This is a genomic window from Clostridium sp. NSJ-145, assembly GCF_021044725.1.
In the GTDB taxonomy this organism is placed as follows: domain Bacteria; phylum Bacillota; class Clostridia; order Clostridiales; family Clostridiaceae; genus Clostridium; species Clostridium disporicum_B.
This window is the reverse complement of the sequence record NZ_JAJNOS010000002.1, coordinates 216,630-230,565: the sequence shown is the minus strand read 5'-3', so window position 1 is coordinate 230,565 and position 13,936 is coordinate 216,630. Positions and strand designations below refer to the sequence as shown.

Annotated in this window: 12 protein-coding genes; 2 read left to right on the top strand and 10 right to left on the bottom strand. The window is 27.0% G+C overall.

The genetic code is table 11. The annotated features are described in order from the left end of the window. Window positions 1-281 precede the first annotated feature (281 nt). The 3 genes from LQE93_RS03680 to LQE93_RS03670 all read right to left on the bottom strand — a co-directional run bounded on the left by LQE93_RS03680 (window position 282) and on the right by LQE93_RS03670 (window position 2,957). Entirely contained in the window at window positions 282-731 is a 450-nt protein-coding gene (locus LQE93_RS03680; RefSeq protein ID WP_186839219.1) for a hypothetical protein, read from the bottom strand. A gap of 114 nt (window positions 732-845) precedes the next feature. Further along, window positions 846-1,241 (bottom strand): hypothetical protein, encoded by a 396-nt coding sequence (locus LQE93_RS03675; RefSeq protein ID WP_055266310.1) that lies wholly within the window; start codon window positions 1,239-1,241, stop codon window positions 846-848. 366 nt (window positions 1,242-1,607) lie between these two features. After that, window positions 1,608-2,957, bottom strand: a complete 1,350-nt coding sequence (locus LQE93_RS03670) for an MATE family efflux transporter (RefSeq protein ID WP_186837766.1) — start codon at window positions 2,955-2,957, stop codon at window positions 1,608-1,610. A 202-nt stretch (window positions 2,958-3,159) separates the two neighbouring features. On the opposite strand from LQE93_RS03670, the gene LQE93_RS03665 reads away from it, so the two are divergent. Continuing rightward, on the top strand, window positions 3,160-3,744 hold the full coding sequence (locus LQE93_RS03665; protein WP_186837767.1) for a hypothetical protein: 585 nt from the start codon (window positions 3,160-3,162) through the stop codon (window positions 3,742-3,744). 102 nt (window positions 3,745-3,846) lie between these two features. Here the strand turns inward: LQE93_RS03665 and LQE93_RS03660 are convergent, their stop codons facing one another. From LQE93_RS03660 to LQE93_RS03650, 3 genes are all read right to left on the bottom strand, one after another. Further along, on the bottom strand, window positions 3,847-4,281 hold the full coding sequence (locus LQE93_RS03660; RefSeq protein ID WP_055266316.1) for a GatB/YqeY domain-containing protein: 435 nt from the start codon (window positions 4,279-4,281) through the stop codon (window positions 3,847-3,849). A gap of 180 nt (window positions 4,282-4,461) precedes the next feature. Beyond that, window positions 4,462-4,959 carry a DUF1836 domain-containing protein gene (locus tag LQE93_RS03655; RefSeq protein WP_186837769.1) on the bottom strand — a complete coding sequence of 166 codons (498 nt, stop codon included), beginning with the start codon at window positions 4,957-4,959 and terminating at the stop codon, window positions 4,462-4,464. 19 nt (window positions 4,960-4,978) lie between these two features. Continuing rightward, window positions 4,979-5,830, bottom strand: coding sequence for a DegV family protein (locus tag LQE93_RS03650; protein ID WP_231072044.1), 852 nt, complete (start codon window positions 5,828-5,830; stop codon window positions 4,979-4,981). A 251-nt stretch (window positions 5,831-6,081) separates the two neighbouring features. Between LQE93_RS03650 and LQE93_RS03645 the strand changes: the two genes are divergently transcribed. Continuing rightward, window positions 6,082-7,002: a DUF362 domain-containing protein gene (locus LQE93_RS03645; protein ID WP_331000399.1), complete on the top strand. Its 921-nt coding sequence runs from the start codon at window positions 6,082-6,084 to the stop codon at window positions 7,000-7,002. 64 nt (window positions 7,003-7,066) lie between these two features. Here LQE93_RS03645 and LQE93_RS03640 read toward each other — a convergent pair whose 3' ends face one another. From LQE93_RS03640 to LQE93_RS03625, 4 genes are all read right to left on the bottom strand, one after another. Beyond that, window positions 7,067-8,521: a glycoside hydrolase family 1 protein gene (locus LQE93_RS03640; RefSeq protein WP_231072042.1), complete on the bottom strand. Its 1,455-nt coding sequence runs from the start codon at window positions 8,519-8,521 to the stop codon at window positions 7,067-7,069. Window positions 8,522-8,784: 263 nt separating this feature from the next. Further along, window positions 8,785-9,531, bottom strand: coding sequence for a DeoR/GlpR family DNA-binding transcription regulator (locus tag LQE93_RS03635; protein WP_231072040.1), 747 nt, complete (start codon window positions 9,529-9,531; stop codon window positions 8,785-8,787). 121 nt (window positions 9,532-9,652) lie between these two features. After that, a complete protein-coding gene (locus LQE93_RS03630) occupies window positions 9,653-10,537 on the bottom strand; it encodes a potassium channel family protein (RefSeq protein ID WP_231072038.1) in 885 nt (294 codons plus the stop codon). A 57-nt stretch (window positions 10,538-10,594) separates the two neighbouring features. Further along, window positions 10,595-13,774 carry a ligand-binding sensor domain-containing protein gene (locus LQE93_RS03625; RefSeq protein ID WP_231072036.1) on the bottom strand — a complete coding sequence of 1,060 codons (3,180 nt, stop codon included), beginning with the start codon at window positions 13,772-13,774 and terminating at the stop codon, window positions 10,595-10,597. Window positions 13,775-13,936: the final 162 nt, after the last annotated feature.

Sequence of the window (13,936 nt, the reverse complement as noted above, 5' to 3'; positions counted from 1 at the left end):
ACCATCCTATACATCAATAAATTTTCATAATAATAAAGCTTATTGTTATTTTATAACCAATAATTATTTTCTATACTTTTGTTATATTAATTTGTTATACAATATTTTTACTATCCTAAAAAGAAAAGTGCTTACCTGAAAACTTTCTAAGTATATAGAAATAAAAAAAATCCCCAGAAGTAAAAACTAAAGGGGTAAAATCTCTACAGTTGCCATAATTTCTAATAATTATTATATATATTAAATTTCTTATGATTCTGTATTAATCTCTAAATTAACTTTTAAGAAGAATGTATCTTTATAACGCATTTTCCAATATATTTATTGCAGCAACTATTAGTATCATTTAAATCATTATCTTCTTTGTTTAACTTCTTGCGACATTTAATAATTCCGACACAATTTATACCTATAAGCTTAATCCTATATTTTACCACATCCTTACAAATAGGAACATCAATAACTATATTGTTGAAAAATACATTATAATTAATACACCTATAAGGTGGTATCCTATTATTAATTGCACAAAATTTTTTGTTTAATATCGCAACATTAACAAACCCATCTCCATCGCCAAAGTCTGCTTGTAACTGCAATACAACAAAATACCTACAACAATTAATTAGTTTGCAAAACTTTACTACAAAACTTACAAGGCTACAATTACTGTTTACATTTATTTCTGCAATATTCCCTAAATCCTTATTGGAACATATTATTTCATCCATCTTTATCACCTTAATAATTAATACTATTAATTAAATAAATACCTTTCATTTAATAATAGGGATATCTCAATAACGATATCCCATTATAATATTTAAAAATAATTAATTATTTAATTAATCATCAAAATCTGGGCATTGAAGATAATTTCCAAATACTTCAAAACTAAAAGTTCCATTAAAACAATAAGGAACCCATACTACTACATCTTCGAATGGAATGGTAACGTCATCATAACAACCAGAATCAGCTTCATCTACATACTCATCTACATCAATAGATTTTCCTGCTATTCCAACTAATGATGTTGTACCACCATTTGGTGTAAAATATATTCTTACAAATATACCAAATCTAGAATCTACACAAACATTATTTAATGTTACATTAAAGTCAATTAATGATACTTGTGTATCAGGAGTAATTGTTCCTGCATCATATACAACACTTGTATCACAAGGGCAAGTATTACAGTTAATTGTAGCAGCTACTTCCTTAATAATTAAATCCATATTTTTATCCTCCGTCATAAAAAATATATTTTTCATATACTACAAACTATTAATCCATTTACATTTTTGTTACACATCGTAATAATATTTATTATATTTTTTACAATTATTTTTAATTATTAGTTACTTACAAAAAGTTCAGTATGAAATTCTTCTTCTAGAAAAATCAAATTATCTTTTTTCCATTACAATATATTCCCCTTTGTAATCATCACTTTTAACAGAAATCTCTCGATTTATCCTATGAGCATAAACATCTAAACTTTCCTATATAAGAAAAGAAGCGTATTTATAGTTTTATCCATAAATACGCTAATATTTTAAATTCATTTGTAATTATGCTACTTTAAGATTTTTATATTAAATCTAAACTCTCAAAACATTTTTCTTACTTCTTTTATTACTTTCAACAAATATTATATAAACTAATATTATCAACGTAATTAATTCAGCTAATGGTAATGATAAGAAAACTCCAGTAACTCCAATAAAAGGTGGTAAAATTAATGTAAATAAAAATTGAAACACAAATCCTCTTCCTATAGAAATTATATTTGCATATACATTTTTACCTATAGCTTGAAAATATCCACTCATTGTAAAAATTGTTCCTATTATAGGACTTCCAATGCAATAAATCAATATCTTATCATAAGCAAAATCTAAGCTTTCACTACCTATTCCAAATATAGAAATCATCTCTCTACCATAAAATACTATACTAGTATAAACAAGAACTCCTCCAATAACACAAATAACGATAGTTATGTATAATAATTTTTTCATTCGCTCTAATTTATTTGCACCATAATGATATCCTATTAAAGGTTGTAATCCTTGAGCAATTCCCATACATGTATTTACTAGAAAACAATTTATATATGTTGCAACAGTATAAATTGCTACATCAACTGTATTTCCATAAGCAAACATAGTCCTATTTTGTACTAAAAGTATAATTCCATAAGATAGTTGTACTGCAAAACTTACAAACCCTATCTTTAATATTTTCTTTAAATTTCTTAAATCTATTTTAAAATATTCTTTTTTAATTTTTATATTTGATTTTCCCTTTAAGAAATGTAATAAAGATATCACCATTGATATAAAAATACTTGCACTAGTTGCTAAAGCTGCACCTTTTACTCCATATCCAAGCTTCATAACAAATAGCCAATCTAATATTATATTAGCAATTGCACCTACCCCAATCATTATCATTGATAAATCAGGTCTTCCCCCAGTTCTTACAATAGGATTTAATGCTGTTGAAAATATATACGGTATAGAAATAATGAAAATTATTGTATAATAATCTCTTGCATAACCTATTGTATCTGCCGTAGCACCCAACATTTTTATTATAGGCTCTCTAAATATAAGCCCTAAAATCATTACTATACTTCCAATTATAATAATTGACTTAATAGCTGTACCTAAGCATTTTTCAGCTTTTTCTTTATGTCCTCTTCCCATATGAATAGCTATAATACTACTTGTCCCAATTCCTATCATTAAGCCAATACCTACAACTAAAGTTACAGCAGGCCAAGCAATATTTACTCCTGCAAGTCCAGCTTCTCCAACTCCTTGTCCTACAAAAATACCATCAACCATTGTATATATAGTATTTAATACAATTCCAACCATAGAAGCTACTACAAACTTTGACCATACCTTAAATATATTCATATTTAAAACTTCATTTATATCCATTTTTTCTCCTTTGCATGTATATAATATTAAAGCATTTACTTTAATTATTAACTTTTTTCCTTTAAATCCTCGCCTATTATATCACTATATTTATAAAATTTGTATACATATTTTTATCAATAAAAAAAGCTATATTTTCTTAGGAATATACTTATAAAATTTAAGCAAACTATAAATATATTATTTAAGGAGGTTTTGTAAAATGAAAAATATTAAACTCATTTCAGCTTTATTAGTAGCTATGCTTTTATTAACATTTGTAAGTTGTGGCAATAATACAGCTAAAAATAACTCTAATAGCAATTCACAAAATACTACTGAAAATACTTCTACTACTCCAACAACTAAAGAAGAGTATCAAAACTATTTAACAGAAAGATACAACTATTACTTTGGTGATTCTAATTTATATGATAATTATGATATATATGCAGAAGATTTTACTTTTAATGGAACAAATGAAGAATTCCTAACTGTCTATAATAATTCTTATGTTGAATTAAAAGCAAACTTAGAAAACTTTAAAGCTGATTTAAACAACTTTGTGAAAAAAGGAACTCCAGAAGTTGATAAGCTAAATGCAGAAGTTATTACAGATATAGATAAAGCTATCCTTTCTGTTGATGATTATACTTCAGGATTTGCAGAAAAAACTAAGGATTATGCAACTTTAGGCAAAGATGAAGTTGTTAAAGGTCTTAGAACTATAGGAAAATCTTCTCATGATGCTATGGATGATTTAAAGAACTTAATTGATGATGCAAAAGAAAAATTAGGAATAAGCTAATATTTTAATATAATATGTCTTAAATATATTTTCTCATATATATGCAAAAAAGACTGTTTCAAAATTAATCTATATAACTTTGAAACAGTCTTTATTTTTATTTTATAGTAACCCTTTTACCATTGGATTAATTTTAGATCTATCAAACTTACCAGCTATCATAGGCATTATTTCTTTCATAATTTTCCCCATATCCTTAGCTGTGTAATTTCCATTAGCTATTATTTCTTTTAACATTTCAGTAACTTCTTCTTCAGATAATTGCTTTGGAAGGTATGGTGTTAAAACTTCTAACGCAAAATTTCCTTCTTGAATTTTTTCTTCATTATTTGCTTGTTTCGCATACTCTAAAGCTTCTTTAGTTTGTTTTATACTCTTCTCAATTATTTTAATAACATTTTCATCTGAAATATCTTCCCTATTATTAACTTCATAAGCTTTAATTTCAGCACTAACCATTCTTAAAACACTTACTCTTGCCTTATCTCTTGCTTTCATTGCTGCTATTTCATCTTTTTTTAATTGTTCTTTTAACATACTATTTAATCTCCTATTCTATATATTAAATTGATATTTAAATACTACTCTTCCTTGTTTATTATTATATACCAATATAATGAAATAATAAACTTCTGATTATAATAATATTATTTTCTAATTATAATAATATAAAATCCGCAATTTTTACATTACGGATTTATATCTAAAGCTAATATTTTATTTGTTTTCCATATCAATTAACTGCTTTTGTATATATAATTTATGAGCAACTGCCATAACTGTAGATCTTACCATTTCACTTTCTCGTGTAGTTACTGATGCAGAACTAGGATAAGAAAAATCTCTAGTAAAAAAGATAGCCTCTATAGCCTTTTCTACTTCTGTACAGAAATAATCATATGCAGTGTCTATAGGACAACTCTCTATTTGTAAATTTATAAGATTACATATATCTTGTAAACTAAATACCTGCTTTAATATACAAACTACAATTAAATATGCTAGATGCTTCTCATTATATTTTTTATCCTTTGGAGGTGATACCACCTTCTGCTTAACATAATTATTAAGCATAGTTGGTGTTAACACTTTTTCATTTGTACTAACATTTATTGATTTAGCCACATCTTCTAAATATGTAATTACCTGATCTTTATATAAAGGAACACGTGGTAACTCATTGAATCTTGGCAAATGAAATTTAGAACCTTCCATTAGTCCCTCCTAAACTTTTCTATTTTAATACTTCATGTTTTCTAATATATTGAATTGCTACACACCCTGGACCACCTTGTGTTGTGAATGCAGGTCCTAAAAGTTTAACTTCAATATCAGCATTTTCTATATTCCCTAGAATAATCTTTTTTGCTTCTTCTGCTAGCTCTTCTTTGCAAGCATGTGTTATGTAAATTTTGCAATCTGAATCAACTTTATCTTCTATCATTTCTTCGCAAATTCTTTGTATTGCTCTTTTAAAAGTACGCTTAGTAGTAAATTTAACTAAAGATTTTTTATCTTCTGCAAGAGTCATTACAGGAACAAGTTTGATTAATCCACCAATCTTACCTACTAATGGTGATAATCTTCCACCTCTAACTAAATAATCAAAGTCATTAGGTATTAAAAATGATTTTGACTTATCTAGAGTTTCATTTATCTCTGAAACTATTTTCTTAGCTTCTATTCCATTTTGAGCTAAAGTCGTAGCTAAATCAACTAAATATCTTTGAGGCCCACATAAAGTTTGCGAATTTATTACATGAATACGTTCTGGATTTTCATCCATATTTCTTGCCATGCATGCTGAATTATATGTACCTGATAATCCATCAGCCATTGAAATATTAATTATCTCATCTTGCGGATATTTACTATATATTTCTAACACTTCTCCTATTGATGGTTGAGAAGATGATGGTATATGTCCTTCATTAATTATATCTATGAATTCTTCAGTCTGAATATCTTCATATTCTTTATATGTATTATTATTAATAGTTACTGAAAGTGGAGCAATTTCAATCCCTTTAGCTTGTCCATCTTTTTTTGAGTAAAGTGATGATGAGTCTGATACTATTCTAATCATAAATTCTTTCTCCATTCATTTTATATTATATTCTAAGTAATTTTGTCTATCAATCTAATTCATCTAGTTTTAAAAACTATTTGTTTTAGATTACCACCCTAAAACCATTTTGTCAATAACCTTTACATTTTCTTCACGCTTTCTCCATATAAGTTTTAAAATAATTTTTCTTATTATTAATTTTTACTTTAATTACTATATAGAATGGAAATAATAAATAATAAATATTAAATATTAAATTTAATTTAGAGGTGATTATATTGAGAGTACGAAAAAACTTAAATTCTACAGTTGCTATAACTCAAAATTCTAATGAATCTTTAGCTATAAAAGAAGGCTTAAACCTTCTTAATATTTCTTCCATGATAAAAAATGATGATGTTGTTGTAATAACTCCTAATTTTGTTAATAAAGGCGGTGTTGGATATGGTGATGTAGTTGGTCCTGAAAGCTTAAGAGAACTAATAAAAATCGTTAAGTCTTGCAACCCTAAAAAAGTTGTAGTTGCAACAGCATCTGCTGAAAAAAATATTGAATCCGTAATGAACGATATAGGTTATACAGATGTTATAAAATCAGAAAATGTAGAATTCATCAACTTAAACTATGGACCTTTTATAAGTGTTCCATTAAATCATAGCGGTCCGACTTCAACATCATTAAATAAGCTATACGAAGAAATGACCTTTCTAATTTCCTTTACACAACTTAAAATTCATGAAGAAGCTACTATGTCTGCATCTATAAAAAATATAGCTATGGGATGGCCATCTTGTGAAGAACATGGTTATCCTAAGAAAAACTTAGGAATCCATAAAGATTTACATGGCTTTATAACTGCTATGCTTGAAAAGTTCACTATAGATTTATCGATAGTTAGTGCAAATCCTGCAATGATAGGAACTGGTCCTCATAATGGAATTGGAAATCATACTGGAATTGTTCTATGTGGCACTGACCCTGTTGCTACAGATACTATTGGTGCTAGGTTATTAGGTTTTAAGCCTCAAGCTATAAATTATTTATACTCATCTATAAATAAAGGTCTAGGGTGTGGCGAAGTTACTCTTGAAAGTAATTCCCCTATAAAAATCTTAGGAATGAATTTACTTGATGCAGAAAAACATTTTAATAAATGTGCTTATGGAAAAGAATTTTCTGTTGATAAATAAAATAATTAATACAAAAATAGCAATAGACGTAATGTATCTATTGCTATTTTATATTAATTATATTTTATAGTTCTTCACCATTTGTAGCTATTACATTTTTATACCAGTAGAAACTCTTCTTTCTTGATCTATTTAAAGTACCAGTTCCATCATTATTCTTATCAACATAGATGAATCCATATCTCTTCTTCATTTCACCAGTACCAGCTGATACAAGGTCAATACATCCCCATGGAGTATATCCCCATAATTCAACACCATCAGCAATAGCTTCCTTCATTTGCTCGATATGAGCTTTTAAGTAATTAATTCTGTAATCATCATTTATTGATCCATCAGCTTCAACTGTATCAACAGCTCCTAATCCATTTTCAACAATCATCATTGGAATTTGGTATCTGTTATAAATTTGATTTAAAGTAGTTCTTAAACCTACAGGGTCAATTTGCCATCCCCAATCACTTGCTTCTAAGTAAGGATTCTTTAATCCCATTGAAAGATTTCCCCCAGTAGTTTCAACATTTGGATCCTTACTTACACAGTTAGTCATATAGTAGCTAAATGTATAGAAATCAACACATCCATTTTTAAGAGTTTCTAAGTCCTCTTCTTCCATCTTGATTTCAATGTTATTTTCTCTGAAGTAACGCTTAGCAAATCCTGAGTATGCCCCTCTAACTTGAACATCACCACATAAGAAGTTAGAGAACTCTTCGCTTTGTTGAGCTAATAATACATCTTCTGGATTACAAGTATATGGATATTGCTTACCGTAAGCTATCATACACCCAATTTTAAAATCTGGGTTTATGGAATGTCCTAATTGAACTGCTTTAGCACTTGCAACAAATTGGTGATGTAAAGCTTGGAAACATTCTTGCTTATGTCCTGCTGCTTCTGGACCAAACTTTAATTCTCTTATATCATCAAACATTACTCCAGCACCCATAAATGCAGCAGCTGCACCGTGAGTTAATATGTTAATTTCATTAAATGTTAACCAGTACTTAACTGTATCTTTATATCTGTTAAATATAGTTTCACAATATCTTAAATAACAATCTATAGTTCTTCTATCTTCCCATGCATTCCATTTCTTTGTTAAACCAAATGGTGTTTCATAGTGAGAAATAGTTACTAATGGTTCTATATTATATTTCTTTAATTCAGCAAAAACATCATCATAGAATTTTAAACCTTCTTCATTTGGTTCTAATTCATCACCGTTAGGGAATATTCTTGTCCAGTTCATAGACATTCTAAAAGTTTTGAATCCCATTTCTGCAAAAAGAGCTATATCTTCCTTATATCTATGATAAAAATCGATTGCCTCATGGCTTGGATAATAAGTTCCTTCTTCTAATTCAGGAGTAATTCTTCTTGCTACAGTGTGAGTTCCACCTGTCATAACATCAGATGTACTTAACCCCTTTCCACCTTCTCTATATCCACCTTCAAATTGGTTAGCTGCAGTAGCTCCACCCCATAAGAAATTTTCTGGGAATTTAATATTACTCATAAGTACCCTCCATTATTCTAATTTTATTCTTAAAATATTTCATTTTCTTCTTTGAGTAAATTATAAATCACCTTTTGAACATTAGTCAATTTATTTCGTTCATATAATGACCAGTTTTCATTTTTTGAAAATTATCTTTCTTTATTTATTTCATTAATTTATAAAAAAATAAAGCCAGTTAAAACCGACTTTAAAAGTAATCTATATCTATCTTTTTAATTTTCTTCTATCAATAAGGTTTATATTATCAAAATTATATTTAATTAATCACAATATATAATATCAATTTTAGAATCTTCAAACTCAACCTCAGAATTTGTAATTACAGTAGCTTCTGAAAACTCTCCATAAGTATAAAATTTTCTCTTATTAAACTTTGATGTATCTGCAAGAACAAAACATTTCTCGGCAGAGCTAATCACAGCTCTTTTAACTTCTCCGTCACTAAGTAATTGTGTTGTAAATCCGCTTTTAGAATCTATTCCCATCGTTCCTAAAAATGCTATATCAAAATTCATCACATTTATCTTACTTGCTATGTCTTCACCTATAATTAAGTTTAGTTCTGGTTTTGCATATCCCCCTAATATATAAGTATTAATACCTTTTGCCATAAGCTTCTGAATATGTAGTATCCCATTAGTTACAACTGTTATATTCTTTGCATTTATATAATCTATCATATAATAACAAGTTGAGCCTGAATCTATAAATATTACATCATTATCTTTAATAAGCTTCGCTGCTACTTTAGCTATTTCTATCTTTTCTTCTTTTTTATATTTGAATATTTCTGATAAACTTACCCATTCAAGATTATCATCATTTTTTTCAATAATCTCTGCTCCCCCACGAGTTCTCTTTATATGACCTCTATCCTCCATTGCTATCAAGTCACGCCTTAATGTCGATCTAGAAATCTCAAACTTCTCCATCATTTCTTCAACAGTAGCAAATTTTTTAACCTTTAAATATTCTAATATTTCTATCCATCTATCTATAAGCACCACATCAATCACCTATATACCATTATTTTTAAAATTATTCATTATATGAACAAATATTAACACTTGTTAATTTTTATGTCAACAAATTTAACAAGTGTTAAACTACTCTATCGATTTATTTATCCTAATTTTCACTATTATCTTTATATGACAAAATTGTACTTAAGAATATTGTTAAACATATTACACTAGTTATAGATATAATTATACTTATAATTTTCGCTCCTATAGTCAACGGAGTTATATCTCCATATCCTATAGTTGTAAAAGTAATTACAGTATAATAAAATAAATCAAATGCATTTGGAGAATTACTAAAAGCACCTGGCTCTGCTCCATTTATAAAACATACTCCTAAGAATAAATTGAGAACTATTAACCCAACCATAAGTATTGCTGCAACTATAATCCTACTATAAGAAGTTTCTTCTTCATGCTTACTTTTTATATTATAAGGATTTCTTATAAGTTGTATAAGTACCTTCATATTTAACACATAAGATACTGTAATCCCTATTAACCCTAATACATATGTACTCTCAAATTCTTCTGGTGATAATAATAAGGCAGTAAAATAAGTACTTATAATAAAATAACTTAGAAGTAAATCCACTTTAACATTCTTATTTTCCACGCCATATATAAACTTATGGATTTTAATTGTAATAAGCAATATATATCCCATAAAATAATGTATTACTATTAATGATACTATAATAATCCCTATTTTTATTAGTAAATCCACTGTGCTTGTCATGTAAGTATCCATATATCTAATTACACTTGTAGAAATAGATATTGCTATAAATATCTCTGCTGCTATTATTAATATTATCTGAACACTTCTTCTTAATTTAGACTTTTCCTTAAACAACTGAATATAGGTAGTATTTATTTCTTTCATTATTTTATTTAAAACTGTAAAAATTCTCTTATTATTTTTTGCATTTCTAACCCCAATTACTACTAAAAGTAAAAACGTCGAAATGACTATAAATAATTTCCCCATTATTTCACCTACTTTAAAAGTATCTTAAATCTATATTATTAAAAAATATTTTTTAATCTATACCGGCAATTCTATAATAAAGGAACTTCCTTCTCCAACTTTGCTTTCTACATAAATTGTACCTTTATGTAAAGTTACTATCTGCTTTGTTATTGTAAGTCCTAAACCACTTCCTCCTTTTACCTCTGCATCAGAATCAACAACTTGGTCAAATCTATTAAATATTAAATCTTTGAACTCATCTGGTATGCCTATTCCTGTATCCTTAACTACTATTCTAACCTTTTCATTCAAATCCTCAATTAATACTATAATCTCTCCACCTTCTGGTGTAAATTTTGTAGCATTACTAATAAGATTTAGTATACATCTTTCAATATCTTCACCATCACATCTTATAATTTTCTCCTCAACTTCTGGATCTATTATAAGACTTATTCCTTTCTCCTCAATATACTCCTTCATACTTAGTGCAGCTTCTTCTACAAGATATACAATATCTACTTCTTCTTTTTCTATTTTATATTTACCATTCTCCATCTTAGAAATATCTATTAGATTATTAATCAAGCTTAAAAGTCTATTATTATTTTTTCTCATAATAGACATATAATAATCTAATTTACTTCTTTCAATATTACCAGATTTATTTAAAGTACTTATAAGCTGTTCTGTGGTATGTAAAACATTTAATGGAGTTCTTAACTCATGAGATAAATTTATAAAATAGCTATTTTTATCTCTCTCTAATTTAATAATCTTATCAAAAAGAGTTTTATTTATTTCCATCTCATCACGTAACTCTTTAGTTCTTCTATCAACTAGAGTATCTAATCTATTTAATTTATTTTTATGTAATTTTATCATTATTATAATTACAATAAGGTAAAAGGCTAATGCTGGATAACTAATTAAAAATGGCATTTTTATTTTGAAACTTAATTCATTACTCTCACTAACAATACCATTACTATTCATAGCTTTTATTTTAAAATTATATTTTCCAGGAGATAGTTCACTAAACAGTACTGTTGTCTTATCCATAGGCATCCAATCATCATCATTAAGACTATAATAATATCTTATATTTTTACTATTTTTATATTCTGGTAAAAAAACTTGAATACCTATATTATTTTGATCATGTGAAAATACTTTTCCATTAATATCTCTAACCTTTATTCCATTTACACGAAATTCATCAAAAACTACATTTTCACTATAATTATTTGATTTTATATCAGCAGGATAAAATGAATTCATTCCATTTATTCCTCCAAAGAAGAATTCTCCTGACTTTGATTTAAAATATGCTCCTCCATTAAATTCATTGCTTTGAAGGCCATCAGTTATATTAAAATTCATGAATTTTTGATTTAAAATATCAAATCTAGATAATCCATTATTAGTTGATAACCATAGATTATCTTCATCATCAATTAATATTCCATAAATAGTATCATTAGGTAATCCATCTTTTGTAGTATAATTAGTAAAGCTATTTGTCTTTTTATCTAGAACACTTAATCCTTCACTTGTTCCTATCCATATATTCCCTTTGCCATCTTCTACAATTGTCCTTACAACATTATCTATTAATGAATTCTTATTATTACTATCATACTTGTAGTTAGTAACCTCTTTAGTATATGGATCTATCTTAGTTAATCCTCCATTAACAAAGTTACCTATCCAATATATTCCTTCGCTATCTTGAAAAATATAACCACTATAGTAGTCATCTGTTTCAGCATTTTCTAATATATAAGTTACATTTTCAATTTTATTTGTATCAATATTCATTACAAATATTCCATCGATAGTTCCTATCCAAAGATATCCTTTATCATCAACCCAAAGATTTCTAATATTTATAGTTTCTAAACCTTCTTCTTTTTTTATTATTTTTATACTTTTATTATCTCTATCTATTATATTTAGTCCATTATTTGTTGCCAGGAAAATATAATTCTTATAACCTTTTATAGCATTTACTCTATTTCCACTTATAATTTCATTATCTTCAAAACTAAGAGTTTTTATCTTTTTCCTATCGCCATCTAGAATATCAACTCCTTTTGTATGAGTACCTACCCATAAATAGCCATCACTATCTTCATAAATACTTTGAATCATGTTCTCACTAATAGTTGTGCTATCAAAAGGATCATTTTTATAATGAACAATGCTATTAGATGAATCAAACACACTCACTCCAGCATAAGTTCCAGCCCATAGCATTCCAGTCCTATCCTCTATAATTGTAAATACAGTGTCATTAACTAAACTTCTATTATCATAGACCTTATTGTTATATAATATAAACTTATTATAATCATATTTAACTAAACCATTGCTACTACAAATCCATAGATCACCATTACTATCCTTATAAAAATCTCTTATATGTTCTCCTGGATATTTATCTAATCCCCATGAATCTTTATAATAGTTAGTAATCTCTCCAGTTTTTCTGTTTATTCTTGATGCACCTTTTGTAAATGTACCTAACCATATAAATCCATTATCATCACAATACACTTTATAAATACGATTTTCTGCTATGGAGTTTTTCGTATCATCATGATAATATCTGGTTATTTCACCAGTTTCTTTTGATATCATATTTAACCCATTGTCAGTTGCTAGCCAAATATTACCTTCACTATCTTCATCAATCGAATAAATCATTTGACTAGATAAACTATCATCATTAAAAATTCTTTTAAAAGAATCTGTTTTTTCATCGTAAAAATTTAATCCATTAGCTGTAGATACTAATATTTTCCCATTTCTCAAAATCAGTATTTCCCATATATTATAATGAGATAATCCTCCATTTTCTTCTCCCTGTGAATAATTCGTAATAGTTTCTTCATCGGAGCTAATCTTACTGATTCCATTTGCTGTTCCAACCCATATATTACCTTCAAAATCTTCCTTCAAATCAACTATATAATTATTAATAATACTTCTAGGATTACCTTTTTCATGGTTATATACCTTAAAATCATAACCATTATACCTATTTAATCCATTATTAGTACCAAACCAAATATATCCTTTTTTATCTTGTAAAATAGTTTCAACAGTAGCCTGTGATAATCCATCCTCTATAGTTATATTACTAAAACTTATACTATCATAAGCATCACATTTAACTCCTCCAAAACCCAAAATAAAAATAAATATAAATATAAGAGTCTTAGTAGCTTTAATTGATATCTTTTTCGTCATTTCTCTACTCTTTTCTACATTTTTTTAAAATAATTATACTATATAAAATATTAAATGTCATTATTTTGGAAACTTACTCTTTAATTTCACTTTTATTTATTGTAATATATTACATAGCTTATTAATGTATTTTTGGAATTATTATAAAGTAATATTCCTAAT

What these genes read in the sequence shown, in the direction of transcription:
- LQE93_RS03625 (WP_231072036.1), bottom strand. Translation starts at nt 13,774, where the DNA reads ATGACGAAAAAGATATCAATTAAAGCTACTAAGACTCTTATATTTATA.
- LQE93_RS03665 (WP_186837767.1), top strand. Translation starts at nt 3,160, where the DNA reads ATGAAAAATATTAAACTCATTTCAGCTTTATTAGTAGCTATGCTTTTA.
- LQE93_RS03670 (WP_186837766.1), bottom strand. Translation starts at nt 2,957, where the DNA reads ATGGATATAAATGAAGTTTTAAATATGAATATATTTAAGGTATGGTCA.
- LQE93_RS03640 (WP_231072042.1), bottom strand. Translation starts at nt 8,521, where the DNA reads ATGAGTAATATTAAATTCCCAGAAAATTTCTTATGGGGTGGAGCTACT.
- LQE93_RS03650 (WP_231072044.1), bottom strand. Translation starts at nt 5,830, where the DNA reads ATGATTAGAATAGTATCAGACTCATCATCACTTTACTCAAAAAAAGAT.
- LQE93_RS03630 (WP_231072038.1), bottom strand. Translation starts at nt 10,537, where the DNA reads ATGGGGAAATTATTTATAGTCATTTCGACGTTTTTACTTTTAGTAGTA.
- LQE93_RS03675 (WP_055266310.1), bottom strand. Translation starts at nt 1,241, where the DNA reads ATGGATTTAATTATTAAGGAAGTAGCTGCTACAATTAACTGTAATACT.
- LQE93_RS03680 (WP_186839219.1), bottom strand. Translation starts at nt 731, where the DNA reads ATGGATGAAATAATATGTTCCAATAAGGATTTAGGGAATATTGCAGAA.
- LQE93_RS03660 (WP_055266316.1), bottom strand. Translation starts at nt 4,281, where the DNA reads ATGTTAAAAGAACAATTAAAAAAAGATGAAATAGCAGCAATGAAAGCA.
- LQE93_RS03655 (WP_186837769.1), bottom strand. Translation starts at nt 4,959, where the DNA reads ATGGAAGGTTCTAAATTTCATTTGCCAAGATTCAATGAGTTACCACGT.